Annotated in this window: 21 protein-coding genes; 5 read left to right on the forward strand and 16 right to left on the reverse strand. The window is 40.6% G+C overall.

The features are described 5' to 3' along the window. Window positions 1-270: 270 nt before the first annotated feature. Entirely contained in the window at window positions 271-1,296 is a 1,026-nt protein-coding gene (locus ACYTR8_RS01730; protein ID WP_479641568.1) for a S66 family peptidase, read from the reverse strand. Between the two features lie 105 nt (window positions 1,297-1,401). Beyond that, the gene (locus tag ACYTR8_RS01735; RefSeq protein WP_479641569.1) at window positions 1,402-1,953 is read right to left on the reverse strand and encodes a hypothetical protein; all 552 of its coding nucleotides are present in this window, start codon (window positions 1,951-1,953) and stop codon (window positions 1,402-1,404) included. 173 nt (window positions 1,954-2,126) lie between these two features. On the opposite strand from ACYTR8_RS01735, the gene ACYTR8_RS01740 reads away from it, so the two are divergent. After that, on the forward strand, window positions 2,127-2,636 hold the full coding sequence (locus tag ACYTR8_RS01740) for a phosphatidylglycerophosphatase A family protein (RefSeq protein ID WP_003059612.1): 510 nt from the start codon (window positions 2,127-2,129) through the stop codon (window positions 2,634-2,636). A gap of 72 nt (window positions 2,637-2,708) precedes the next feature. On the opposite strand, the gene ACYTR8_RS01745 is transcribed toward ACYTR8_RS01740, so the two are convergent. The 9 genes from ACYTR8_RS01745 to ACYTR8_RS01785 form a co-directional block, all read right to left on the reverse strand. Next, on the reverse strand, window positions 2,709-3,008 hold the full coding sequence (locus ACYTR8_RS01745; RefSeq protein ID WP_003049355.1) for a hypothetical protein: 300 nt from the start codon (window positions 3,006-3,008) through the stop codon (window positions 2,709-2,711). Between the two features lie 199 nt (window positions 3,009-3,207). Continuing rightward, the gene (locus ACYTR8_RS01750) at window positions 3,208-4,296 is read right to left on the reverse strand and encodes a glycerol dehydrogenase (RefSeq protein ID WP_015016577.1); all 1,089 of its coding nucleotides are present in this window, start codon (window positions 4,294-4,296) and stop codon (window positions 3,208-3,210) included. Between the two features lie 41 nt (window positions 4,297-4,337). Then, the gene (locus tag ACYTR8_RS01755; RefSeq protein WP_003049351.1) at window positions 4,338-5,006 is read right to left on the reverse strand and encodes a fructose-6-phosphate aldolase; all 669 of its coding nucleotides are present in this window, start codon (window positions 5,004-5,006) and stop codon (window positions 4,338-4,340) included. A gap of 14 nt (window positions 5,007-5,020) precedes the next feature. Continuing rightward, complete coding sequence (locus ACYTR8_RS01760; protein WP_479641570.1) at window positions 5,021-7,438, reverse strand: glycyl radical protein; 2,418 nt, start codon at window positions 7,436-7,438, stop codon at window positions 5,021-5,023. Window positions 7,439-7,713: 275 nt separating this feature from the next. Beyond that, window positions 7,714-9,018 carry a PTS sugar transporter subunit IIC gene (locus ACYTR8_RS01765; RefSeq protein ID WP_269760345.1) on the reverse strand — a complete coding sequence of 435 codons (1,305 nt, stop codon included), beginning with the start codon at window positions 9,016-9,018 and terminating at the stop codon, window positions 7,714-7,716. Between the two features lie 9 nt (window positions 9,019-9,027). Then, on the reverse strand, window positions 9,028-9,336 hold the full coding sequence (locus ACYTR8_RS01770) for a PTS sugar transporter subunit IIB (protein WP_269760346.1): 309 nt from the start codon (window positions 9,334-9,336) through the stop codon (window positions 9,028-9,030). A 27-nt stretch (window positions 9,337-9,363) separates the two neighbouring features. After that, complete coding sequence (locus tag ACYTR8_RS01775) at window positions 9,364-9,684, reverse strand: PTS lactose/cellobiose transporter subunit IIA (protein WP_003049344.1); 321 nt, start codon at window positions 9,682-9,684, stop codon at window positions 9,364-9,366. A 279-nt stretch (window positions 9,685-9,963) separates the two neighbouring features. After that, window positions 9,964-10,944, reverse strand: a complete 981-nt coding sequence (locus ACYTR8_RS01780; protein WP_479641571.1) for a sugar-binding transcriptional regulator — start codon at window positions 10,942-10,944, stop codon at window positions 9,964-9,966. Window positions 10,945-10,959: 15 nt separating this feature from the next. Beyond that, on the reverse strand, window positions 10,960-11,706 hold the full coding sequence (locus tag ACYTR8_RS01785) for a DeoR/GlpR family DNA-binding transcription regulator (RefSeq protein WP_111714855.1): 747 nt from the start codon (window positions 11,704-11,706) through the stop codon (window positions 10,960-10,962). Window positions 11,707-11,830: 124 nt separating this feature from the next. On the opposite strand from ACYTR8_RS01785, the gene ACYTR8_RS01790 reads away from it, so the two are divergent. Beyond that, complete coding sequence (locus ACYTR8_RS01790; RefSeq protein WP_269760348.1) at window positions 11,831-12,604, forward strand: glycyl-radical enzyme activating protein; 774 nt, start codon at window positions 11,831-11,833, stop codon at window positions 12,602-12,604. Window positions 12,605-12,807: 203 nt separating this feature from the next. Here the strand turns inward: ACYTR8_RS01790 and ACYTR8_RS01795 are convergent, their stop codons facing one another. Next, window positions 12,808-13,851 (reverse strand): BMP family lipoprotein, encoded by a 1,044-nt coding sequence (locus tag ACYTR8_RS01795; protein WP_479640394.1) that lies wholly within the window; start codon window positions 13,849-13,851, stop codon window positions 12,808-12,810. A 319-nt stretch (window positions 13,852-14,170) separates the two neighbouring features. Then, window positions 14,171-15,463 (reverse strand): adenylosuccinate synthase, encoded by a 1,293-nt coding sequence (locus ACYTR8_RS01800; protein WP_003060354.1) that lies wholly within the window; start codon window positions 15,461-15,463, stop codon window positions 14,171-14,173. Window positions 15,464-15,891: 428 nt separating this feature from the next. Here ACYTR8_RS01800 and ACYTR8_RS01805 point away from each other — a divergent pair, with 428 nt between their 5' ends. Together ACYTR8_RS01805 and ACYTR8_RS01810 are read left to right on the forward strand one after the other, a co-directional pair. Continuing rightward, the gene (locus tag ACYTR8_RS01805; RefSeq protein ID WP_479641572.1) at window positions 15,892-16,773 is read left to right on the forward strand and encodes a hypothetical protein; all 882 of its coding nucleotides are present in this window, start codon (window positions 15,892-15,894) and stop codon (window positions 16,771-16,773) included. A gap of 12 nt (window positions 16,774-16,785) precedes the next feature. Next, complete coding sequence (locus ACYTR8_RS01810) at window positions 16,786-18,048, forward strand: toxic anion resistance protein (protein WP_479641573.1); 1,263 nt, start codon at window positions 16,786-16,788, stop codon at window positions 18,046-18,048. A gap of 299 nt (window positions 18,049-18,347) precedes the next feature. Here the strand turns inward: ACYTR8_RS01810 and ACYTR8_RS01815 are convergent, their stop codons facing one another. Both ACYTR8_RS01815 and ACYTR8_RS01820 read right to left on the reverse strand, forming a co-directional pair. Beyond that, window positions 18,348-19,367, reverse strand: coding sequence for a PTS sugar transporter subunit IIC (locus tag ACYTR8_RS01815; protein ID WP_003060913.1), 1,020 nt, complete (start codon window positions 19,365-19,367; stop codon window positions 18,348-18,350). Between the two features lie 37 nt (window positions 19,368-19,404). After that, on the reverse strand, window positions 19,405-19,764 hold the full coding sequence (locus tag ACYTR8_RS01820; protein WP_003061669.1) for a RidA family protein: 360 nt from the start codon (window positions 19,762-19,764) through the stop codon (window positions 19,405-19,407). Window positions 19,765-19,942: 178 nt separating this feature from the next. Here ACYTR8_RS01820 and ACYTR8_RS01825 point away from each other — a divergent pair, with 178 nt between their 5' ends. Continuing rightward, window positions 19,943-20,620 carry a helix-turn-helix transcriptional regulator gene (locus tag ACYTR8_RS01825; RefSeq protein WP_479641574.1) on the forward strand — a complete coding sequence of 226 codons (678 nt, stop codon included), beginning with the start codon at window positions 19,943-19,945 and terminating at the stop codon, window positions 20,618-20,620. 117 nt (window positions 20,621-20,737) lie between these two features. Here ACYTR8_RS01825 and ACYTR8_RS01830 read toward each other — a convergent pair whose 3' ends face one another. Further along, window positions 20,738-25,876 carry a SpaA isopeptide-forming pilin-related protein gene (locus ACYTR8_RS01830; RefSeq protein ID WP_479641575.1) on the reverse strand — a complete coding sequence of 1,713 codons (5,139 nt, stop codon included), beginning with the start codon at window positions 25,874-25,876 and terminating at the stop codon, window positions 20,738-20,740. Window positions 25,877-25,895 lie beyond the last annotated feature (19 nt).

Below are 25,895 nucleotides of genomic sequence, written 5' to 3' on the forward strand. Positions count from 1 at the left end.
AGAAATACTCCTATTTTTCAATATTTGTCTCGTTGCAACCTCGACAAACTTATGATAATTGATTTTCACAAAAATAGTATCGTTTTTTCCTAAATAGCCCTTTAACTTTCCTGAATAACAGTTGAAGTCTTTTGGGCATGAACAGTGACCAAAAGAAAAATACCTTTAATAGTTCCTTTCTCTAGTGGTCTCTACCTTTTCGATGACTTATCTCGACGTCTGCTTACATTACTGGTGTCTGGTCAAGTTATAAGTAAACATTCCATCATTCTAACAGTCAAAACGAATAAGTTGCTGGTCTGCATCCACAAAAGCCTTCACTCCAAATGGTACAATGGCTCTTGGAGTAGCATGCCCAATAGAAAGGTTAGCCAAAATAGGAATATCGGTATCAATGACCTCTAAAAGAATGTTTTGATAATCGTCATCGTAGGTTTCGTCCATAGGTTTACCGACCAGAACACCTGAAATGACATCAAAAATGCCGGTTTCTTTCAAGGTTTCGAGCATAAGACGATAAAGCTCTGGGCTTGGCTTTTCTTCACTTGTTTCAAGTAAGAGAATTTTGCCCTCCCAGTCCGCCAGAGAAGGGAATAACGCATATTGCTGGCACAGGGTCACACTGTCTGCATACCGTGACCCATCAAATAGCTGATAAAGGGATTCTAAACAGCCCCCTAAAATCTCTCCGCTAAATTGGGCTGAACCTCGCAATAATTTAAATCCTTGATTGGAGTGGACCACTCGTTTAGTCCCCAAGGCTGCTTGGCTAAAATCTGTCCGCTCGTCGTACCACACGTCACTTGGTCTAATAGCTGCAATACTGCCTGTCTCGATTAATTCCTTAAAATAGACTAAGGAATAGGGCAACATCTCCTCTTCCAGTTCACAAATATCTGCCAGGAAAGATTGACCGTAAAAAGTTTTAAGTCCTAACTTGTGAAGCATGAGATGGTTTATGGTTGTGTCTGAAAAGCCAAGAAAGACCTTCTGCCGAGCAACCTTTTCGAGTTGTCTATCACTAAAAAGGTAAGGCAACAGACGATGGGTGTCATCCCCGCCGATAGCACATAAAATCATGTCAATAGATAAGTCTGCAAAAGCTTCAAGAAGATCAGCAGCCCTAGCTTCTGGATGGTCTTTCACATACTCTAGACCTTTTAAAGCATTTGGCAAAAAGACAGGATCGAGTCCTAAAGCTTTCAACCGTTTGATGCCCAAGTCTAACTCATGTTTGACCATTTCCTCGCCTAAAATGCCACTTGATAAACTGACAATACCAACTTTTTGAATCATTACAAGGCCTCCTTGTTCACAATAGATTGCTTCATTATAACACAAAAGCCCTTTACTGAAGATGAACAACCAAAACTTCTCACAAGTGGTTTAGCAGTTACCCAACTAATAAACCAAGTCCTGGTGGTCTAGCAAGGAATCTATTAAAGCATTTTTAGCGACAACTTGAATCTCGTAAACCCCTACTTCATCAGTTGGTTTTGACTGAGCTGTTACCTTCTTAAGCTTGGTTTGAGCAAAGATTTTTCCTGATACCGTGAAATGAATCAGATTCTCTTCAGGTAAATAGAACTGCAACTGACCGTCAAACACATGGTTCTTCCCAGCTTGATAACCTGCCGCCAAAATCTTTTTAATACCCTTTTTATCTCCTATTTCTGATACCTGACAGTAAAAATAAATCTTCCCAGACTGTTGAGGCAATGACGCAGACAAGGTACGATATTGTTTTCCATCTTTTTCCACTAATTGGCCTGATTTGAGTTGGGCTTGACCAGGCAACCCGTTCGTTTCTTTTGGGAAAACGATTGTCTGATGAGCCGAAAGAGCTGATGGATGAGGCTTGTCTGGGGTGACTGCTCTGCTATGCCAACAAAATACCAACACTATTAACCCAAAAATCACTAAAAGAAGCCAGCGGAGCTGTCGTTTTGTCATAGCAATCTCTTTTCTAGTCCCTAAGTTTGGACAAACAACTAGTTATTTTGGACCGTTATACAACCCTATTGTAATCGTTTTACAAGTGGTTCTCAAGTTCAATTGCTGACAAGCCCTCCTTTTGATTACTTGGTAGCTCATTTATGTTACAATAAAGAAAAAGGAGGTCTCACATGACAACTGACCATCAATTACGAGAAGTGTCTTATCAATTACTAGCTGAACGAGGGGTTTCTTTAGAAGCTATTGCAGAGCTGGTGCTTTTTTTGCAAAATAATTATATCCCCAATTTGACCATGGCAGAATGTTTAGAGAGTGTTGAAGCGGTTCTTGAAAAACGAGAAGTACAAAACGCCATTATCACTGGGGTTGAATTGGATAAATTGGCTGAAACCGACCAGCTGTCTGAGCCGCTCCTTACTATCTTAAAAACCGACCAAGGGCTGTATGGGATTGATGAAATCTTGGCCTTATCCATTGTTAACCTCTATGGTTCCATCGGCTTTACCAATTACGGTTATCTGGACAAGACAAAACCAGGGATTGTTGACAAACTCAACCACAAAGACGGGAAATCCTGCCATACCTTTTTAGATGATATTGTTAGCGCTATTGCGGCAGCAGCTGCCAGCCGTATTGCCCACAATGACCCCGCTAAAAGTGCTATTACCAACCAACAGTAAGCACCATAATCAAAACCAGTCTAGGAATATATCCCTAGACTGGTTTTTAACTCCTATAAATAACTGCTAGCTTTAACTAGAGAAAGGCCAACCCCATACAGAGCCCACATTATATCGCCATCTGATCTTCTCGAGGTACTTTTTAGCTTTTAAGAACTGAGGGTTATGATTAGCCTCTTCTCTTTTCATTTCTTCCATAAGATAGGGATATAATTGGTAAGCTAAGTAACTCAGCCTATCTCCAGAATCAAGCCCTTTAGCTGCCCAAATCAACTTTTCCCTAAAAGATTGACTTAAGTTAAGCTCTTTCTCATTATACAATGATTGAAGACAGCCCATAAACTCTGCCCTCTTTTGTTGTCTTTTAAACATGTCATAAATCACTTTCTATCCAAGAGTCCTAATGTCTATTCTTTATCATCTAATAAATTAATAGTAGCAAAATAAAAGCTCTTGTGCAATCAAAGTAAGAGACTGATTGACCTGTAAAAACCGCAAGGACTCACTGGTCTTGCGGTTTTTTTGATGATTCGAAAAATCTAGTTAGCAATCGTTTTAAAGCAGCACGTCCTTATCGACTAGTGACATAGGCATCAACAGCAACCAAGGCTGCAGCCACATCTTCTGGGCTGATAACAAATGGCATCTGATGGATGGTTTCGCCTGCCATGGTTGCTTGGCGGCCAACTTTTAAGAAATCATCTTGACTAGCAGTGTCTAAATGCATTTCTTTGAGGGTTGTCGGCATGCCAATGGCTTGGTAAAAGTCGATGTAGCGGTCAATTTCCTCACGCGAACGATTCTCTAAGAAGAGTTGTGTCAACGTGCCATAGGCGACTTTCTCACCATGAGTAAGGTGATGAATATCACCTGTCAACGCTGTAAAACCATTGTGAATGGCGTGTGCAGCAGCCAGACCCGCACTTTCAAAACCAAGCCCACTAAGAAGTGTATTGGCTTCAATGACATTTTCCAAGGCTGGAGTCACGACTTGTCTGTCACAACTAGCCATCGCTTTTAGGCCATCCGCAAACAAGGTTCGTTCACAGGCTTGTGCAATGGCAACTCCTGCCAGCGTTTGATTACCACCTGCCATGGTGTCTCCATTTTTTTGCATAACCGCACGCGCTTCTACCCAGGTTGCTAACCCATCTGCAATCCCAGACGCCAGTAATCGTTTTGGTGCCTGACAGATTACTTGTGTGTCAACCAATACAAGATCTGGATTCTTTGAATAGAAAATGTATTTTTCAAAGGCTCCTTCATCGGTGTAAATAACCGATAAGGCTGAGGTTGGGGCATCTGTTGAGGCAATGGTTGGCGCAATAATCACTGGAACAGTCAACACATCCGCAATAGCTTTAGCACTATCAATGGTTTTTCCGCCACCAAGACCGATAATGACATTGCTACCATTATCTTTGGCAATGGCAACTACGCGATTGATTTCATTATCAGAGGCTTCCCCATTAAAGGCTACGTGAACAGGGGTCATGCCGTTATCTGCCAAATAAGCTTCAAATGTTTTTCCGACAATACCATAAACCACATCATCACATAGTAAAATGGGGTTATCCCCTAGTTGTTTCAGGGTTTCTGCATTGCTAAACAAGGCATTTTTACCTTGAATGTAACGAGATGGACTTGCAAATACTTTCATCGTTGAACTCCTTTATCTGTGATTACTAATGACGAACTTTCTTAAATACTCTTACGGTGATGAATGGCTTCCCAATCCTTGCCAAAATCGTCGACCGCTTTTTGAATAGAGGGCATCGCAAATCCTGCTTCAAAAACATCTGGACCAGCAGTAATGGCTTGTGCTCCCAAGGCAAAGGATTTATTGACCTGAGCCACATTTTTAAAGCTCGCTGCTAAGAGTTTACTGTCAGAACACTCACGGTCAATAGCTTCTGCCAATTGCCCAATCACGGCCTCTGGATCAATATTAAGATTTTCCATACGGTTATAATAAGGAGCCAAATAATCAGCGCCAGCTTCAATGGCTAATAACCCTTGGAAAGTGCTGTAAATAGCTGTCGCAGTAATATGATAGCCTTCAGCTTTCAAGGTTTTAATGGCCGCTAGCCCTTCTGGGGTTACAGGCACTTTTACATACACACTGTCCCCACATTGCTGACGAATTTCAGCAGCATCTTTTAAGATGCCTTCGTAATCTTGGGCAATCACTTGAACATGAATAGAAGCCTGATCACCGATAATGGCACGAACTTCTCGAATCCGTTCAAAGAAATCAATGTCACCTTCTTTTTTGGCAATAGAAGGGTTTGAGGTCACACCTGCCAGCGGCAAAATATGATGCCATTTTTTAATAGCGTCTAAGTCTAGAGTGTCTAACATGTATTCCATAAGTATTCTTCTTTCTAAAGTGTGTGTTCCGTACGTTCAATAATGTCATCCTGCGTTGCTTTTGATAGAACATTGAAGAAAGCAGAGTAGCCAGCAACACGGACAATGAGGTCGCGGTGTTTTTCAGGATGCTTTTGGGCGTCAATCAAGGTCTCGCGAGATACCACATTGTATTGAATATGGTAACCGTGGAGACGATTGAAGAAGGTGCGAAGCAAGGCCATTAATTTCAGTTTGTCCTCTTCTTTGGCCAGGGTTTGTGGGTTAACTTTTTGGTTCAAGAGAACACCCCCCACAATCTCATCTGTTGGTAATTTAGCAACAGATTTAAGGACAGATGTTGGGCCTTTTTTGTCCATGCTGTGTTCTGGTGAACAACCTTCTGCCAGTGGGGTGCCTGCATGACGACCGTCTGGTGTCGCCAAGGTTCCTTTGCCTTGTCCGACATTGGCTGAGATTGATGATGTCCCAGAATAGCGGATACCTCCGATTGGGCCACGGCCATAACGGGTATTTGGGTATTTGGCAATTTCATCAATGTAGGTATCGTAGGCTTCTACCACGAGACTATCTGCGTAGTCATCATCGTTACCATATTTTGGCGCGTCATTGATTAGCATTTGGCGGATGTCTTCTCCGCGTTCTCCAGCAAAGTCACTTTCAAGGGCCTGCCAGAGTTCCTCTGGAGTTAATCGACCTTCTTCAAATACTAATTTTTTCAGCGCTGCTAAGGAATCAGATAGGTTGGCAATACCGACTTGAAGGCCTGAGATGTAGTCGTAAACAGCTCCGCCTTCTTTTAAGGTCTTGCCTCTGCCGATACAATCATCTGTCAAGGCTGAGCAAAGAATATCTGGCACTTCACGTTCGAGACCTAGGTCAATGGCATTCTCAACAATGACACTCATGCGAGTAATTTCTCGCAGGGTGGCATCCCATGCTGCTTTTAAATCTTCATAAGATGTCATGTGTTTGAAATGACCGTGTCCTGTGGCAAAGCGCTTCCCTGATGCTGGGTCAATCCCGTCATTCATGGTAATAAGCAAGATTTTAGGGAAGTTGATGTAACTCATACCAGTACAACGGTAGCCCCATTTCCCTGGAACTGCTGTTTCCACACAACCAATGGCTGAGTAATCGTAAGCATCTTCTTCTGAGACACCTTTTTTGATAAAGGATGGAATGATGATTTCATCGTTGTTCATAGCTGGCATGCCAAAACCAAGTTTCATGACCTCAATGCATTCGTTCATAAAGGTATTGTCTAGGCCTTTATGGTAACGAACAGTCAAGTTAGGTTGTGGCAATTTGGTTTGAGCCACACTCCGTAGGACAAGATAAGACAGTGGGTTGACCGCATCTTTTTTATCTCGTGTTTGACCACCAATAGTCACGTTTTGGTAAAGTGGACTACCTGCTGATGAGAAGGTGTGGGCTTGGCTCCGCACTTTGTTAATGGTCAAGGTCTTAATCCAGAGGTTGGTCAAACGTTCAACGATTGAGCCTTCTGTTTCACGGCCAGCCTCCAAATCAGCTTTGACATAAGGATACATGTACTGGTCAAAGCGGCCATAAGATAGGGAATGCCCGTTTGATTCAATTTGCAAGATACACTGAATGAACCAGACGGATTGCACAGCTTCTGCAAACGTTTTTGCTGGTTCATAAGGCACTTTGTCACAAATGCGCGCGATTTCTAACAATTCTGCTTGACGTTCTGGACTAGCGGTTTCTGCTAGTTCTCTAGCCAACTTAGCATAGCGTTTGGCATAAGTTTTGACCGCATCAATGACAATAAAAACCGAATCGTAAAAATGGTATTTGTCAATATTTTCAGGAATAGTCAAATCAAGCGCAGCTTTGGCAGCTCGTGCCCGCTCTTCAAATCCCTTCAAGCCGTGTTCCAAGAGTTTTTGGTAATTGACCGCTAAATGGGCATCTCCCGAATTCATCTTGCCTTCCATACCAAAGAAACCTGTTTCCATGTACACTTGCACTTCTTCTGGTAGCAAGACACCGCAGCGAGCACGTAGGTTATTGTTTTCCCAGAAAGGAGCAATATCTCGCAGCTGTTGCTTGGTTTCTTCGGTAATGTAGAACACATCCCCATCTCGTTTTTCAAAAAGATCGAGTTCGTTGAGGACAAATTCCAGAGTATATTCAGGGAAAATCGGCGCATCCTTGTTTGAAGAGGCTTGGTTACCAGCAATGAGGCTTTCGTCTTCAATATAGATGGTCATGTTTTCCAAAATATTTTGCAACATGTAAGCCCGTTTCAGGTTCGCCGGTTTGTTCTGATGTTTTTGATAGGCTTCTGTTACCAAAATGGCACGCTCAGCATCAATATAAGGTTTTTTGTCTAACACCGCCTCACGGTACTGATTCATCCTATCAGTTAAGTTACCAAAATAAGGGATTTTTGTTTCAGTCATCGCCGTCTCCTTTGTTTCTTTCGTAATAATAATTGTTTCTTTCGTAATTATTTTACCATATTCAGTCTTTTTTTAACACTGCTGCCTGAAAGAATCATAAACCATCGCGATTTGCACAATAGTGCATATGGCTGACGCCTAACATCAGCTTTCTTTTCTAAAAAACCACCTCAGAGGGTGAGATGGTCTTAACGATATCAAGGATAAACAGAGTCTAGAAAGCATTCCAACAGCTGTTTTCAAAGGTAGCTAGTGGCATCATAAACAAGGGATAACTATGCGTTTTCAGTTGCCGCTTCATTTTGGCAAGCAATTCTATCTTGAATCTTAAAGAATGGGAAATAAATTAATGTAGACATAACAAGCACAAGGATTTGCACAACAACACCTTGCCAGCCGCCAACCATGAACCCTGAGATAATGGCTGGTGTTGACCACGGCAGCGTGACTCCTGCAAAGGGCTGCATGAAACCAATGGCAATGGAGCCATAAACCATGAGGGCTGCCAAAACAGGAACCAAGATAAATGGCAAGAACATGACCGGATTCATCACAATTGGAAAACCAAAAACGACAGGTTCATTGACATTAAAGAGGGCTGGAAAAGCAGCTACCTTACCCAAGGCCTTATATTGTTTAGATTTAGCTGCAAAAATCATAGCTACCACCAAACCAAAGGTAATTCCTGACCCTGAGAGAATCAAGAAAGAATCTAAAAATTGTTGGGTCACAATATGGGCACCCTTGTCCAATGACAGATTACCTGCTGCCAACAAGGCCTTATTGGCATCTAAGTTGGACAAGAGGAGAGCTGTCACAATTCCATTGACCACGGATTGTCCATGCACGCCGAACCACCAAAGGAAGGAAATAAAGAAGGCAATGCCGAGGGCGCCATAAAGAGAGCCTGTTAACCCTTGTAGCGGTACCTGGATGACAGCATAAATCATTTCAATAAAGGTTCCGCCACCTGTCACTGACTTGGCAATAATGTACACAAGCATTGACAAGGTAAAAATCACAAAGGCTGGAATCATAGCTTCAAACTGTTTGGCAATGGCTTGTGGCACTTGCTCTGGCATTTTGATGACAATGTGGCGACGGATAAATGCTGTATAAATAGCACCTACCGTTAAACCAATCAAAATAGCACCAATAATCCCTTGTCCACCAAACCAAGCCTTGCTAATAGCATCGCCGATAGGTTCGCCTTCTGCTGGAACATAAGATGATCTCAATAGAATAAAGAAAGCTGATAAGGATAAAACCCCTGAAGGGAGAGGTTCAACACCTGAATTTTTAGCATAAGAATAACCAATCGCAAAGCAGGAAATCAAGCCCATAATAGCAAACGTTCCATGGTAAACCTGCATAAAGGGTTCTGTCCAGTCGGCACCAAACACACCGGCAATGGCATCATTAATCCCTTGAAAAGGAATCTGACCAGCAATCAGGAAAAGACTTCCCACAACGGTCAAAGGTAAAATAGCTAACATCCCGTCTTTTAAGGCGATGATACCGCGCATATTCACAAATTTCATGATTGGCATGATGATTTTTTGCATATTCATATTTGCCATGATTGACTCCTATTCTTTAACAAGACTAAGGGCTAAATCAAGCACCTTGTTGCCGTCTAACATTCCATAATCAGCCATTGGGATAACTGCAATCGGGATGCCACTCTCTTTACAGATAGTTTCTGATTTATCCAGAGTATAAGCAACCTGTGGGCCTAAAAGTGCCACATCAATCAATGGGGCATACTCAGCTAACTTTCCTTGAGAATAGGCATCAATCTGGCTGTCAATGCCTTTCTTTTCAGCAGCTACTTTCATATTATTCACCAACATGCCTGTTGAGAACCCTGCTGCGCAAAACAATCCAATCTTAATCATGTCAATCTCCTTTTTATGAATGAAATATTATTTGGTTGCCAATTCTTTACGAAGGTCAATAATCTCCTTGATGAGATTAATTTCTGTAATGGTCGTCATCAAGTGATCTTGTGAGTGAACAAAAAGAGCTGTAATCTCTGACTTATTACCACTAGCTTCTTGGGCAAGAAACTGGGTCTGTAAATTATGAGCTTCCAACAAGGCATCATCTGCTAATGCCATTTCTTTTTCACTCGTGTCATAGTCTTCAGCCTTGGCACATTTCAAGGCCTGGTAAATATGCTGCTTAGCGTCGCCAGCATTTAAAATTAACCCCATAATGATTTGATCTGGTACAATCAGTTCCATAAATAACTCCTTCTCCTCTTAATCAAATGCTATCACTTTGTTACGAAAACGATTCAATTACGTTTGTAATCGTTTTCTTTTCATTGATAGCTTCATTTTATCATGTTTGTTTCTAGGGTCAATATATATTGTGCTATTTTTTAATTAATGCACTTTTGTGCCAATGTGTTCGTTGCACAGTTGAGCAATCTCTGTTTTATCAATAAACAAAACAACAAAAAAAGCCCTGACCGTTTGGTCTCGAGCTTCTAAAAATGTCATAGTATCTTTGAGTTTCGATTAAAGAAGAACGTTATTAAGGTCAATATCTTCATCTAACGCTAAAACAGCTATCATGGTCTCTTTATCCGTCACCAGATAGTTAATCACTCCCGCCTTTAAAGCAGCTAAAATGGCTTTTGCCTTATATTTACCTGTCGCGACGGCAATAGTCTTTGGCACTCGACCTAATTGCTCCAGCGAAATGCCTATCGTCCGATCTTGCAAACCTTTGTAAACAGGATGGCCCGCTTGATCAAAAAAGCGGCAGCAAACTTCTCCAACAGCTTCTTCCTGTTTGAGTTGTGCATAATCGGCATCAGTTAACAAGTCACGCCACTGACTTTCCTCACGGCTGTTAGGCTCTCCTCCAATGCCAACTAAAGCGAGGTCCAACTGGTCCCAACTCGCCAAAATACTCTCAAAATATTTAGATTGAATAATACCCTTGGTCAATTGTTCATCTTCTTGAATCACCATTGCATTAATAAAAGCACTATTCCCATGAAAAATACGGGCCAAACGGTAGATAAGGGTATTCACATGATATTTTGCGTTAATGTGGCTCGGTCCGCCTGCTAAGGGATAAATAAGAACATCCTTCATGGCTTTAGGGTCCAACTCGTCAATCACACTCGACAGGGTCGCTCCCCAAGAGAGACCAATCTTATCCCCATCCTTAACCGTATGTCGGACAACCTCTGCTGCTGTTTTAGAAACATTTGTCAAGGTATCCGCTGGGGTATCTTCAACCTGATTTGGCACAAGGTCTAATTTTTCCAAACCATACTGCTGTCGCACGTATTCTTCTAAAGCAAATAAATCGGCATCATAGTCAGCAATCTCAATCCGAACAATACCTTCTTCCTTAGCTTTAGCTAACATCCGACAAACCGTTGTTCGGTAGATATTCATTTCCTTTGAAATCAAGGTTTGGCTCTTGCCTTGAACATAATGCAAGTAAGCCACCTTGGCAAGAAGCCGTCTACGTTCTTCTTTCATCTGGCCACCTATTTTCTAAGAAACAAAATCAAGAATGAGACCACTGGTACTTAATAAGTCTTGTGTTTGCTTGTCCAGGCCATGGTCTGTAATCACTCGGTCAACATCTGATAATGATAAATGGTGTACCAAACTGGTTTTTGAAAATTTACTAGAATCAGTTAGAATCACCACTTCCTCAGCAATCTCTGCCATGTAGCGAACTCCTTCTGAGCGCATCATATCCTTGCCCATAAAACCAAGATCTGGGTTAAAGCCGTCTGTCCCTACAAAGACACGGTTGACATGAAACAAAGAAACCATCTCTTTCAACAATGGTCCTACCGTAACTTCTGAATTGGGCTGGTAATAACCACCTAGTAACATGATTTGGCAACTGTTATACTGCCGAATATAGTTGGCAATAAAGCAAGAATTGGTAATGATTTTAATGTTGCGTTTGGTCTGGCAAAGAACCTCTGCTAAAAGGGCGCAAGTTGATCCCGATTCAATCATGACCGTGTCATTATCTTGGACCAATTCAGCCGCTTTTTCCGCAATCCGTCGCTTAATGTTGTAATTATAAGACAAACGAACGTTAAGGTCATCGCCACTGTTTAATACCGCATAGCCGTGCTCACGGCGCAATAAGCCCTTACTCTCAAGCTTATCAAGGTCTTTTCGGATGGTTACTTTCGAAACCTTTAGCTGCTCCGATAAACTATTCACATCTATCTTTTTCTTCTGGGAAACCAGTTGAATAATCTGCTCTAATCGATTCATAATTCACCTCCTTTTCATTGTATCAGTTATTTTCTTAAAAGAAAAGTTAATTTTTCTTTCATTCGTAATTGATTTATTTACGTTTATCTGCTATGATGATCCTATAACGAAAGGATGAGACACTATGACTAATCGCGGTATTGTTTTTAATATCCAACATTTTAGCATCCATGACGGCCCAGGGATTCGAACAACCGTTTTTCTGAAAGGCTGTCCTTTAAGGTGTCCTTGGTGTGCTAATCCCGAATCTCAGCAAAAAGCGCCCGAACAAATGCTAAGCAGCGATGGCCTGAGAACCGAAATCGTTGGACAAGAAAAAACCGTTGATGAGGTCATCGAGGAAGTGCTCAAAGATATTGATTTCTACGAAGAATCTGGCGGCGGCATGACCCTATCAGGAGGGGAAATCTTTGCTCAGTTTGACTTTGCTTTAGCCCTGTTAAAAGCTGCTAAGGCAGCAGGTCTTCACACTGCAATTGAAACCACCGCCTTTGCCAAACATGATCAATTTGTTACGCTTATTGACTACGTAGACTTTATTTATACCGATTTAAAACATTATGACCAACTTAGACACCGCAAGGTAACCGGAGTTCGTAACGACTTAATCATCAAAAACATTCATTACGCTTTTCAAGCCGGCAAAGAAATCGTTCTACGGATTCCAGTTATTCCTCAATTCAATGATTCCCTAGACGATGCTAAAGCCTTTTCAGAACTCTTCAACCAACTTGACATCGACCAAGTACAGCTATTACCTTTCCACCAATTCGGCGAAAATAAGTACAAGCTATTAGGTAGGGATTATGAGATGGCTGAGGTTAAGGCCTATCACCCTGAGGACTTGGAAGACTATCAGGCTGTCTTTCTCAACCACAATATTCATTGCTACTTCTGAGAGAAGGGCCTTTAGCTTTTTGACATCACTATTGCTTAAAGCGTACCGAACAATCCCATTCTACTGGCTAGCTGACAACGTAAAAACCTATTGCGCTTCTTTTGAATACCCCTTAAAGACGCATTACTATCAGCTTTTCTTTACTCAAAAAGTCACTCGCTAAAAAGCGAGTGACTTTTTTATCTAAACAAGTTATCTGGCTGTTACTTTTCAGGAACAGTAACGGTCCCTTCAATGATAGCTTTTTGGGCCGCTTCAACAGCAGCTTTCGTCTCATCTGATAAAGCGTCTGTTGTCAACGTCACGCCAGCTTCTTTTAACCCAAACGTCGTCACCTGACCACCCGGGAATTTGCCTTTAGCGGTTTTTGTAGCAACTTTAGCAAGTGCTTGACCAACTTCTTTAATACTTGATGTCAAAACAAAATTAGATGATTTGCCATCTTTTGAGGTGTATTTGCCATCTTCACTTTGGTCGCGGTCAACACCGATAACCCAAACTTTACCTGCTTCATCTCTTTTTTCATTGAGCGATTTGGCTTCATTGAAAACACCAGCTCCAGTGCCACCGGCTACTTGATAAATAACGTCAGCACCTTCAGCATATTGGGCAGCTGCAATCGTTTTCCCTTTAGCCGCGTCCGCAAAGGAACCCACATAAGAGACTCTTACCTTGATGGTATCATCCACAGATTTAACCCCAGCTTCAAAACCTTTTTCAAAGCGTTTAACCACGACACCTTCCATGCCACCAACGAAACCAACTTGTTTAGTCTTTGTGGTTTTGGCTGCCGCAACTCCTGCTAAATAAGCAGCTTCATGGTCTGAAAAAGTGATGCTGGCAACATTTTTCTTACCTTCGATGACGTCATCAACAATAGCAAATTGGCTATCAGGATTATCTGTCGCTGCTTTTTCTACGGCATCATGCAATGGGAAACCAATACCAAACACTAGGTTATAACCACTTGATACCGCTGAATCTAAGTTCGTTGTAAACTCTGACTCGTTTGCTGATTGGAAATAGTCATAGCCTTTTCCTTTGCTAAGCTTATTCTCTTTTCCCCAGGCTTGCAAACCTTCCCAAGCTGATTGGTTGAATGATTTGTCATCAATCCCAGTCTGGTTTGTGATCATAGCAACCTTTAACGAATGATCAGCCTCTTTTTGGGCAGAGCGATTGCTACAAGCTCCTAGTGTTAAAAGAGCTGTTGAGACAAGTCCAAGCGACATTACCTTTTTGTTCATGTGAAAATGAACCTCCTAAATGTTTAATCTTCTAAAATATAAAGCTTCTTTTGTTGACGTCCTTTAGTTTTTTTAAAGAACGGAAAACCTAGTATATCAAAAAAATCAGTTTTATCCTATTATTTTTATCGAAAAATATTGATTTTACAACAAAAACCGAACATTAAATTCTCTATACTCGTACCAAGGGAACACCATGTTATCTTTAAGCTGAAAATCACAAGCAACAGAAACAGCTAACAGCGAAAAGCCAATATCAGAATACAAATATACTAAAAGGAGCTGGACAACTTGTCCAACTCCTCTTCACTCACAATGATTAAATAGACGCCCAAACAGATTCCAGAATATTAGTCTGTTCACGTCCTGGACCAACTGAGAAGGTTGAAATGCGAACGCCAACCAATTCTCCAACGCGACGAACGTAGTTGCGGGCATTTTCAGGAAGCTCATCAAGGCTACGAACACCTGTAATATCCTCTTGCCAGCCTGGCAATTCTTCGTAGATAGGTTTGCAACGTTTGAGTTGCTCGAGACTTGCTGGGTAGTGATCAATACGTTCACCATCTAAATCGTAAGCAACACAAATTTTAACGGTATCAAGTCCTGAAAGAACGTCAATGGAATTGAGGGAAAGGTTAGTAATCCCTGACACACGACGACTATGGCGCATAACAACTGAGTCAAACCAACCTACACGACGTGGACGACCTGTTGTCGTACCGTACTCATGACCAACTTCACGGATACGTTCACCCACTTCATCAAAAAGCTCTGTTGGGAATGGGCCATCACCAACACGGCTAGTGTAGGCTTTGCAGACACCAACAACTTTGTTGATTTTACTTGGGCCAACCCCAGAACCAATAGTGACGCCACCAGCAACTGGGTTAGATGAGGTTACAAATGGGTAAGTTCCTTGGTCAATATCAAGCATAACCCCTTGTGCACCCTCAAAAAGAACACGTTTACCAGCATCAAGTGCATCATTTAAAATCACAGAAGTATCTGTCACATATTGTTTAATTTCTTGACCGTAAGCATAGTATTCTTCAAAAATAGCATCAAAATCAAGCGGTGTGCTGTCGTACATTTTTTCAAAGAGACGATTTTTCTCCGCTAAGTTAATGCGTAAACGCTCTGCAAAAATATCCTTGTCTAATAAGTCTGCAATACGGATACCAACACGCGCTGCCTTGTCCATATAAGCTGGTCCAATCCCTTTGATGGTTGTTCCAATCTTATTGTCGCCTTTAGCCTCTTCTTGTAACTGATCCAACTGAATATGATAAGGCAAAATAACATGAGCGCGGTCTGAAATGCGAAGATTATCTGTTGTCACTCCTTCGTCATGGAGATATGCTAGCTCTTTTACCAATGATTTGGGATTAACCACAACACCATTACCAATCACAGAAATTTTCTCTGGGAAGAAAATACCTGACGGGATTAAATGCAATTTGAACTTCTTACCATCAATAACGATAGTATGTCCCGCATTATCACCACCTTGATAACGTGCAATCACTTCTGCATCTGAAGATAAAAAGTCAGTGATTTTTCCTTTACCTTCATCACCCCACTGGGTACCAACGACTACTACTGATGTCATATCATGTCCTAACTTTCCAAAACGCTTATTCTCTCAAAAGCTGGATAAGGCAATCTCACCGATCATCCCTTAGAGGAATACAGCTACCTCATTTTCCAAGAGAATAGGGCAGGAATCTCACCTGCAAGCATATGTTTTACACTTTATTATAGCAAAAAATGTTTTTCCCTGCCAGTTTTCCCTGTCAATATTCAGAAAAAAAGTTAAAATGTTTTTTTAATCATCAAAATAATTAGAAATAACGAACATTAGTGAGATAAAGATTCCTTTTTCTTCATAGAATTGCTTGTTCTCACTTCATGAGAAAATCTAAAATAGTGGGTGTGAAATCAGGTCTTTTCTTTAAGAAATAAGTGATTTAAGGTAAAATAGAGATAAGTTACTCTTGCTAAAAGAGTCACTGTAAAAGCGTATAGAGGAAGTATGGAATGATGAGTAAGTATGATGTTATAGACAAACGAAAAAAGCCATTTAAGTGGGTTGGTCCTCTTATTCTTTTTGTCATTATGGCCAGTTTTCTGGGTGGATCTCCTTTGATTGAGTTTATTGAAAATGTTCTTCCTCCCCTCATCTTGGGAGGAGCTGCCTACGGCATTTACCGGTTCAAATCACGTCAAAAGCGTTTAGCAAAAGCTACTCTTGCCAAACAGCTAGAAGATTTAAAAGCTAATATTCAGTTAGCTGACCGCAAAGTCAACTTACTAGAAAGCTATTTAGAGAACAAGGACGATGCCCAATACACCATTCTTGCCAAACAATTATTACCACAACTCAGTGAGATAAAAGCACAAGCCATTGCCTTAAAAGAAAAAATGGACCCTACTATTTATCGTCGCATCACTAAAAAAGCCAATACTGTAGAAAGCGATGTTAGCCTACAGTTGGAAAAAATACAAATCGCAACAAGTTTGAAAACGCAAGCTTTAGAAGAAGCTACCGCCAATCCTATCCACAAAGCACCAGAGCTTCAGGTATACTACGATAATATCCAAACTGACCATCAAGCGATTCTCTCCAAAATTCAAGGGGCTGACAATCAAGAAGAATTGATGGCTCTTCATGAATCCAACATGCGACGCTTCCAAGATATTTTGACTGGCTACTTAAAAATCAAGGAAAATCCTAAAAATTATTACAATGCTGATGTACGCTTGGAACGGGCTCGACAAGCCATCCAACAGTTTGATGAAGACCTTGATGAGACCCTTCGTCAACTTAACGAAAGTGACCTTAAAGACTTTGATATCAGTCTTCGCATGATGCAAGGAGCTGCTCAAAAACGTGCAACAACCTCTCAAGAAAAAGACTAAAGGAGTTTTCCCATGGCAGAATTTCATTTTGATATTGACCAAATTGCTGACAACGCTATTGTCAAAACAGACAAAACCACTGATATTATTTCTGAATTACCAACTAACACCACTGGACAGATTTCTTTTTTTGAGAAACTAAGTGCTGACCAGCAGACAGCTATTACTGCCAAAGCCCCGGCATTGGTAGATACCTTTTTGGTAGACCAAAATGCCCTTCTTGACTTTGGTCAATCTGCTGTCGAAGGGGTTAATGCAACGGTTAATCATATCTTGGCAGAACAAAAAAAATTACAGATTCCGCAAGTGGATGATCTCCTCAAAAACACCAATCGAGAACTCAACGGTTTTATTGCAAAGTACAAGGATGCTACTCCTGCTGATTTGGAGAAGAAACCCAATTTGATTCAGAAACTTTTCAAACAAAGTCGGGATACCTTGCAGGAATTTTATTTTGATTCCCAAAATATTGAGCAAAAAATGGACAGTATGGCTGCAGCTGTAGTCAAACAAGAAGACACCTTAGCTCGCAATATTGTCTCAGCAGAGCTATTAATTGAAGACAATACCAAATCCATTGAAAATTTGGTTGGTGTCATCGCCTTTATCGAAGCTAGTCAGAAGGAAGCTACTACACGTGCCCTGACCTTACAACAAAAATTAGCAACTTTGGATAGTGCGACACCAGAATATCAAGTCCAGACAGACCTTTTGGCGAGAACTACTGAAGTCATTAACACTCTAGAACAACAGCACACCGAGTATCTCAGCCGTCTATATGTTGCTTGGGCAACAACCCCTCAAATGCGTAATTTGGTTAAGGTATCTTCGGATATGCGTCAAAAACTAGGCATGCTACGACGTAACACCATTCCAACGATGAAACTATCTATTGCTCAGTTAGGAATGATACAACAATCGGTTAAATCTGGCATTACTGCTGACGCCATTGTCAATGCTAATAATGCTGCCCTTCAGATGTTGGCGGAAACCAGCAAAGAAGCTATCCCAGCTTTAGAACGGTCCGCACAAAATCCTACCATGTCCATCAAATCAGTCACCACCTTAGCAGAAAGCCTCGTAGCACAAAATAATGGCATCATTGCTGCTATCGATCAGGGGCGAAAAGAACGGGCCCAATTAGAAAGCGTCATTGTCAAATCGGCTGAAACCATTAATGATTCGGTCAAATTGCGTGATCAAAAAATTGTCCAAGCCCTCCTAAATGAAGGCAAAGAAACTCAAAAGACTGTGGAGAAGGAAACCGCTGATTAGCCTTATTCCCTAAATACTACAGAAAACTTATCCATTAGAAATACAGCTTGCCACAAGCTTCAAGCGTCTCAATAATTTCAGATCGGTTTATTCAAGATGTGCTACCAACGTTTCTTGAATAGACTTTTTCATTCCTTTTAGAAGCATTTCCGTGTGTTGTCACTAAGCCATTCAGAAAGCCCCAACAGATTAACCTGCTGGGGCTTCAATCGTCATAGACGAAGGATATTAAGAGATTGCTATATTTACTTAACCGTCCCTGACGGGTAGGTTATCACGAACTCAACCAACAACTGATTCTAATTTCTTGCTTGCAATTCTTGTTTAGTCACCAAACGATAGTTCTTGAAAACAGAGCCTCCGATATAGCCAGCTATCAAACTCAAAATGATACAACCAGCCGCTGTCATTAAAACTTTTGTGACAGAATTATAGGCAAACATCACGGCGAAACCGGCAATTGGAGTCGCTGTTCCTGGAGTGTCATTGATTAACTTCATTAAAGCGATTAAGACGCCACAAGCTGCACCACCCACGAAGTTAGTAAGATAAATAGGGATTGGATTAGCAGAGGTCACATCTGCCTGAGTCAACGGTTCAATAGCAAAAGCAATGTTGTCTTTTCGTTCCCCTAATTTTAGTTTGTGGAACAATACACCATTCATAAAAGAAGAACCAAATACAGAAAGTGCCCCAATAGCCATCGGAATACCAGTCAAGCCAAGCATAGCTGTCAAAGCCATTGATGAAAGGGGAGCTGTCGCTACAACCACAATAGTCCCACCTAAAATCATACCCATAATAATCGGATTGCTGTTAGCACTTGATGTTAAGATATCACCAATGGTTAACAAAGTGCCATTAATCACAGGCGTAATCAACTGTGCTAAGAAACGTGTCAAAGGTGCTCCAACAATAATAATCGCAATCAGATCAAGGCCACCAGGAATATTTTTCTCCATCCATTTGATTAGGAAGGATACCAAGTATCCTGCCACAAAACCTGGGATGATGCCTGTTCCTGAAACAGACAAACCAATTAACACAGCATATCCTGGCGACACACCAATCGCGATAGCTACCAAAATAGCTGCTGCAACTCCTGATAGTGCCCCATTGGCACCACCAACTTCACTTAAAAATTGAAAACCTAAAACTTGTCCAAAAAACGAATCTTGAAAAGCTTCAACCAAAAAAGACGCACAAGCTGCCGAAGCCAAAGCTCCCATCGCCTTAGCTCCGTGAGGAGCCTTATAATTAAACAAACTAAAAATTGCTAAAACAAGAACCAACAGCCCTGTTCCCAAAAGAATATCCATATTTTCCACCAATCTATTTTATTATAAAGTGCCGTAACTAGTTTACTCTTGCCACAGCTTCGATTTCAACCAATGCTTGTAGAGGAAGTGCCTCCACCTGAACCGCTGTCCGTATAGGATAAGGCTCTTCCAACAACTCCATCATGACCTGATTCAATGTGTCAAAATAAACCAAGTCTGATAAATACACCGTTAACTTGCAGATATGAGTTAGTTCCCTGTTCTGCTCCGCTAAAATAGCTTGTAAATTGGCAAAAACTTGACGACACTGGGCCTCAAAACCATCCGGCAACTGACCACTTACTGGGTCAAGGGGCAATTGGCCTGCAGTGTAGAGAAGATTTCCTTCAATCATGTATGTTGAATAAGGCCCCATCGGTTGTGGGTAGCTGTTCATATTCAAACCTCCTCATTGATAATATAGTTAAATTTTACAGGAAACCGTATTCACAGTCAATAATAAATTATCATTTTAATAAAAAATTATTATTGAAATAATTCCAACTATTGCCAATTGTCTTTTAGCCTAAAATGTATTACTATATTGATAAACAAGAAGATACAGGAAATTTAATATGGATAAAGAAACACTAAACTACTGGAAAACCGTTATTACATTTCTTCACGATGTCCTAGGAGACAACTACGAAATTATTTTGCATGTGATTGACAAAAATGACATTTATATCGGAGAACTAGTGAACAGCCACATCAGTGGACGTTCTAAAAATTCTCCCCTTACCAAATTTGCCCTTGACCTCATCACGCAAAAAGTTTATCAGGAAAAAGATTTTGTCACTAATTACAAAGCTATTGTGAGTCCTCTACACAAAGAGGTCCGGGGATCTACTTTCTTTATCAAAGATAAAGAGGGCAACCTTGAGGGGATGCTGTGCATCAACTTAGATATCTCAGCTTATCAAGGTGTGGCTAGTGACTTGTTAAAACTCGCCAATCTTAACTTAGGACAACTCATCCCTACAGCTCATGAAACAACATCAACAGTTGCCCTTCAAGAAGAACCAGTTGAGATTTTAACTTCTAATATTCAAGATATTATCAGTGAAATTATTGATCCTTCTTTATTGAGACACAATGTCCACCTTAGCCAAGAGGTTAAAATAGACATCGTGACCAAGCTTTCTGAAAAAGGTGTTTTCCAATTAAAAGGAGCTGTCTCAAAAGTCGCTGACATCCTTTGCATCTCTGAACCAAGCGTTTACCGCTACCTCAAAAAAATCGAGTCTGATTAAGGTTACAAAAAGAATAGGCAACCCAAATGGGTTGCCTCAGATTGAAGACAAACATCGATTTGGTGTTTGTCTTTTTTAGTGTTTTTAGATACTCTTTTTCTCTAAGTACTGTGTCGGTTATTTTTTAAACCGAAACGGTCGGTTCCAGAAAATAGCTATAAAACAAATAGCACTTCCCATAACCATGTAAACTATCCACCCCATGCCTCCTGTTGCTGGCAATTCTGGCCTTGGATAGTTAATGATACGACTATCTTCTAAGCTCTTCTCAACGACTTCTCCTTTGTCATTAATCCTAAAAGTGGCCACCGCTTTAACGGGTTTGACATAACCTTCTGGCGCCTTGGTTTCCCAAACCTCATAATCTCCTTGAGGAAGTCCTTCAAAATAGAACTTCCCTGTTGCCTTATCAGAAGTTACCGGTGTTCCAACCGTTACCGTATCGTTGGTAGCTGTTTTTTTCCGCAACTCAAAGGTGGCTTCAAGTGGGATTCCTTGGGCATCTGATTTGACAAAATCAATATAATTTTTCCGGTTGGATAATCTAACAATGACCGAACCGTCAGCACTACTTTCACCGGATTTTTTGACAACATCAGAAGTATAAGTAAACGATTCTATATAATGACCTGATGGAATATATCTTCCTGTTTGTGTTATATAGGAATAATAATTATAACGGCGTTGCGTTAGTACTGCTGCCGTATGAACAGATTCGTCGTTGCTTAAATCTGATTTTCCCGTAACTTTAACAATATAAGATTTTCCAAGATAAAGGTCATCATGGAAGTTAATCAAGATTTGACCATTCTGTTTATAGATGTAATACTTATCAGTTTCCCTCAAACTATTGTCATCAATTCCCCAACTTGGTGGCATTTGCGTGTCAGGATTATCTACTTCAAATACTTGAACTTTAGTGTTAGCATCCAGAATGGTTGAACCATTACCAGTAAGCGTAAAAGTGGTATCCAATAAAGACTGTCTCGCAGGATTAATGTAAACATAATTCACAAAATCCCCTGTGTCTTGATCTAATCTGGTAATCATCGATCCAATGTTAACAGGATTCTTGGTGTCCATTGTACCATAGTAAGGATTATAATCAACTGTAAAATGATATAAATTCGAAGATACTTGGCCAACCTTTAAAAACAAATCAATTTCTTGATTGGTTTTAACGGTATATCTATCAATAAAAAATGGTGAAATAGAACTAAAAGAAGTTACTGCGTAGCGGCTAATATAGTCTGTAAATGTATAGGTAATAGTACGAGAACTAGGATTATAAGTTCCCAATGCGAGTGTTCCTAGGGGCCCTAATATTCTAAAGCCGACATTTTCTGGCGCAGAAATCCCAAACGGATCAACAGTATCTGGTAAAGTAACTGTAAACGTATCTCCTGCCTTAATATCACTTCCTGGTTTAATCTTAAATTCTGCTCGTATAATCACATTTTCACCATGATTTGGTTTAACCGTACGAGGAGTATCTTCGTTTGATGAATTAATATCAATTTCATCCAAAACAATCAAGTCCGAAACATCCCTTCCCGTTGGAGCAGTTACTGCATTGGTTACTACTGGGGTTCCAGCAGCAGGAGTTGCTTCTACTGTGGTTCCTCCTGCAACCACCTCTGTCTCAGGAGCGTCCACTTCTGTAATGTTGATTTTATGTGGCGTTGGATCCAAGACATAACCTGAGGGGGCCTCTATTTCTGTCAAGACATATTGTCCAAATGGTAACTTGTCAAAGACATACTCACCTTTGTCATCTGTAATTCCGATATAAATTGTACCATCTGAAGCTTCAAGTTGGAATTTTGCTTTTGGAAGCGGTAGATCAGTGAGTTCATCCTTTTTGATGACCTTAATTTTTTGATCACCTATTTTTTTATTAACCAGCTCGTTGCGAATTTCATACCGGTTATTTTGTTGTGCATTTTTCCTAAAAAGACGGCCCTGAGGTTCTGATAAAGTACCATCAGCCTTGACCTCAAATGTTGCTACTGCTTCTTGAGGGAGATTGTAAATGTCCTCAGATACTTTGGTTTCCCAGACCTCATAACTTCCTGGAAGTAATTTGGTAAAAGTTACCAGACCAGCAGCACCTGATGTGGTTGTTTGGACTTTCTCGTTCCCCTTACGCAATTCGAATTCAGCTCCAGTCAAAGACTTGCCGCCATCACCAATTTTAGTAAATACAATCTTATTCGGTTCGTTAGCAATCTCTTTGGTTGGATAGTCAAACTGGCTGGTATTATCAGCCATTGGGTAATCAGCCTCTTTGAAGTTAGCTTCATCCACAATTGTCGTTTTTCCTGAATTTTGAACGACCACTACATAAGTCTTAGGATCAAGCACGTAAGCATTCGGCGCTTTCGTTTCTTTAAGGTCATAAACTCCAGGTTTAAGGTTGTCAAAGGTAAGGGTTGTTCGACCGGCTGTTGTCTCTTTGCTGACAGGAATGAAATCTCCTTGTACTTGATGATCTGCCGCTACTGTTGTGCGTTTAGACAAGGTGAAGGTAGCACCTGCTAAGCCTTTTTTAGCTTCGTCAATCTTGTTAATACTGAACTTCCCGCTTGTCTTGTTTGTAATAGTCAGGATAGATTCAGGGATTTGTTGTTTAATTGCAGAACCAATAGATTGGATTTGTTTCGAATAGCTATAGTCCTCATAAGGTGGAGAAACAAGCGTAGAGGCTGTTTCATTCTTCCAAGCTATATGAATATTTTCTTGCGCAAACAAAGTCCCAAAAGAAGCCCCCGAAGAATAAGGGTCCAAATATTTATTTCTATTTTTTGATGGATCACGAGCAACTAATAAGTATGGATTTACCCCTAATTTTTTTATAGAGTTCATAGTCGCCTGACTATTAGAAATTAATGCTTTTTCAACATTATTAGAATTATAAATAGGGTATTCCGTTAACTGAAGCAAATATTTCTGTTTAGCTTTGCTAGCTTGAAATTGTTGCAATGCCAACTGATAAGCATATGGCATTGCGACTCGGCTATCAGTTAAATTATCAAGGAACGAAGCAGAACTAATGGCAGTCTGCACTTCACTCGCTGATTTTGACTGAAAAAGCACTTGCGCTGCTTGAGTGGAGCTACCACTGTACCCAATAAGAGTGTACTTTGCATTTGGATTGGCAATAGCATCAACTAGTTCTTTAAGCCTATCTTGATAAAATTTAACATCACCAACACGATAAGAAGAACTTTTTATTTGTTCCCATAAAATGACAATTTCCGCTTCTTCCTGAGCTTTTTGCGTGTCAGCTTCATTATCTGTAACTGCCACTTTTCCTTTGTCGTCAACAATTACTGTCCATGGGGTTGTTATTTGTTGGTAGCCCGATGGAGCTGCTGTTTCTTTTAGTTGATAGGAACCAGGAGGTAAGTCAGAAAAGCTAACTTCTTTAGTATCTGTTACCAATGTGCGATAAAGAAATTGACCTGCAGTCGTACTTCCTGAAAGAGTGAAGGTAGCATTAGCAAGGTGTTTTTTATTCATTTCGACCTTATTCAGGTAAAGTGTCCCTTTTGGAGTCTGATCACCTGACGCAGAACCTCCACTACTATTAAAAGCTATAGCATCTCCTTCGAATACTGAAGTTGATGTAGAGTCCTTCATGAGCCTTGCCATCTGTGCGATAAAGACTGGCTCAACCCCTTCTTGTTGAAGAACTGTCGTTACTGCAACAACATAAGTCGAAGAGTCCCCTTTTGTGTAGTCGAAAGAAACATCAATCTTACCATTCCTTTTAATAATCGTTGGATTTGGAACTTCTTCCCAATATTGTTTATCAAGGTTAACCGCATCTGTAATGCCTTTTGGATCTTTTAACTTATAAACCTTAACAGCTGTTTGAGCATTTAGCTGCAACAAATTAGCAACATCTTTACCACCTATATTTTGTGATTTAGGGGCCCCAATTTGTAGCGTCTGTTGTCCGTTAGATTGAGCAATTCGTAGTGGATTCACATATATCAAACTACTGGCTTTAAGATTTTGCTTGGAGTCAGTATAAGTTAAGCGTTGATGAACATTTAGGTTCTCTTTTTCTTTAGGATTCCCATACTGCACATCATACTTCTGTTTCGTAATATGCCTACCTATCTGATAAGAAAAATCATATTTACCATTGTTCTGAACCACATTAGGATTAACCGAATGACCTAAATTCAAGGTCATAGTCAGTGAATCCATCCCTCTAACTTGGTCTGTGAAACGGTAGCGGACAGTTTTACCCGTTGCTCTCAAAAGACCATCAACTGGTGGATCCTGAACTAATTCCGGAACAGCAATCACTTTTCCACCTTGTGTTAAATATGGAAAATTAATATCTGTTGGATTTAACATATTGTAGTGAATTGAATCTGATAATTTCAATTCAAAGTAATTTCCTGGTACGATTAAACTCTGATCTAGCAGGGTTAGCTGAGCTTTAAATGATAATGAGTCTGGTGCTTCTACATCATAAATACCATTAGCATTCTTATCATCTAGAGTCAACTGCCCATTTAACACATTCACCTGTTGGCTAACATCCCAGCCACCAGTGGTAGGAGCTGTCACAGCTCTTGGTTGAATACTTGGTGCTGTAGTCGTTTCGCTTGTACTTGCTCTGTCCTCCCCTGTTGCAATGCCCAAGCTTAATGTTTTACTTATCGTAGCTTGTTTAGGGTCCTGTTTGTCTCCTAGTTGAAGTTCTCTTGTTTCGTTTAAGATGGTATCCGTCACTTTGAACACTAAATTAAGAGTCTCTGATGTTGCGGCAAAGCTAAGTTTATAGTCTTGCTCTCCTATTTTTTCAAACCCAGTGATGATGTTAGTATTATTGATGGTTGAAGCTGCTTCGTCCAAATCAAGATTCTTAGGCACCGAAACGCTCTTAACATCAAGCTTCTGGTCTTGACCAATCCCCTCAATCGTCATGCCTTGAGGCAGTCTTAAAAAGAGATCTTGCTTAGCTAGATTTTGATTGACCTTATTATAGGTCAACTGTATCCAGCTGGCTGAACCATCTTTGAGAACTTCCCCTGATGTTGAAATAGCTTGTTCAAAATCAAGATCACTTTCTTTTAGTATTTCCCCAGCAGCGGTTTCTACCGGGGTAAGATTTTCTGTGTTGATTTGTTCGGCAAGTACTGTCACAGCTGTCAGTCCTGTTGGTAACACCAAGAATAGTATAGCCAAAACGGCTGCTAGCTTGACAAGCACTTTATGTAATGTTTTATTAGTCACAATACTCACTTTCCCCTTT

The sequence above is a fragment of the Streptococcus sp. F2 genome (assembly GCF_056500955.1).

Excerpts from the sequence above, each read along its gene's own strand:
- ACYTR8_RS01730 (WP_479641568.1), bottom strand. The coding sequence starts at position 1,296 with ATGATTCAAAAAGTTGGTATTGTCAGTTTATCAAGTGGCATTTTAGGC.
- ACYTR8_RS01735 (WP_479641569.1), bottom strand. The coding sequence starts at position 1,953 with ATGACAAAACGACAGCTCCGCTGGCTTCTTTTAGTGATTTTTGGGTTA.
- ACYTR8_RS01740 (WP_003059612.1), top strand. The coding sequence starts at position 2,127 with ATGACAACTGACCATCAATTACGAGAAGTGTCTTATCAATTACTAGCT.
- ACYTR8_RS01745 (WP_003049355.1), bottom strand. The coding sequence starts at position 3,008 with ATGTTTAAAAGACAACAAAAGAGGGCAGAGTTTATGGGCTGTCTTCAA.
- ACYTR8_RS01750 (WP_015016577.1), bottom strand. The coding sequence starts at position 4,296 with ATGAAAGTATTTGCAAGTCCATCTCGTTACATTCAAGGTAAAAATGCC.
- ACYTR8_RS01755 (WP_003049351.1), bottom strand. The coding sequence starts at position 5,006 with ATGGAATACATGTTAGACACTCTAGACTTAGACGCTATTAAAAAATGG.
- ACYTR8_RS01760 (WP_479641570.1), bottom strand. The coding sequence starts at position 7,438 with ATGACTGAAACAAAAATCCCTTATTTTGGTAACTTAACTGATAGGATG.
- ACYTR8_RS01765 (WP_269760345.1), bottom strand. The coding sequence starts at position 9,018 with ATGGCAAATATGAATATGCAAAAAATCATCATGCCAATCATGAAATTT.
- ACYTR8_RS01770 (WP_269760346.1), bottom strand. The coding sequence starts at position 9,336 with ATGATTAAGATTGGATTGTTTTGCGCAGCAGGGTTCTCAACAGGCATG.
- ACYTR8_RS01775 (WP_003049344.1), bottom strand. The coding sequence starts at position 9,684 with ATGGAACTGATTGTACCAGATCAAATCATTATGGGGTTAATTTTAAAT.
- ACYTR8_RS01780 (WP_479641571.1), bottom strand. The coding sequence starts at position 10,944 with ATGAAAGAAGAACGTAGACGGCTTCTTGCCAAGGTGGCTTACTTGCAT.
- ACYTR8_RS01785 (WP_111714855.1), bottom strand. The coding sequence starts at position 11,706 with ATGAATCGATTAGAGCAGATTATTCAACTGGTTTCCCAGAAGAAAAAG.
- ACYTR8_RS01790 (WP_269760348.1), top strand. The coding sequence starts at position 11,831 with ATGACTAATCGCGGTATTGTTTTTAATATCCAACATTTTAGCATCCAT.
- ACYTR8_RS01795 (WP_479640394.1), bottom strand. The coding sequence starts at position 13,851 with ATGAACAAAAAGGTAATGTCGCTTGGACTTGTCTCAACAGCTCTTTTA.
- ACYTR8_RS01800 (WP_003060354.1), bottom strand. The coding sequence starts at position 15,463 with ATGACATCAGTAGTAGTCGTTGGTACCCAGTGGGGTGATGAAGGTAAA.
- ACYTR8_RS01805 (WP_479641572.1), top strand. The coding sequence starts at position 15,892 with ATGATGAGTAAGTATGATGTTATAGACAAACGAAAAAAGCCATTTAAG.
- ACYTR8_RS01810 (WP_479641573.1), top strand. The coding sequence starts at position 16,786 with ATGGCAGAATTTCATTTTGATATTGACCAAATTGCTGACAACGCTATT.
- ACYTR8_RS01815 (WP_003060913.1), bottom strand. The coding sequence starts at position 19,367 with ATGGATATTCTTTTGGGAACAGGGCTGTTGGTTCTTGTTTTAGCAATT.
- ACYTR8_RS01820 (WP_003061669.1), bottom strand. The coding sequence starts at position 19,764 with ATGAACAGCTACCCACAACCGATGGGGCCTTATTCAACATACATGATT.
- ACYTR8_RS01825 (WP_479641574.1), top strand. The coding sequence starts at position 19,943 with ATGGATAAAGAAACACTAAACTACTGGAAAACCGTTATTACATTTCTT.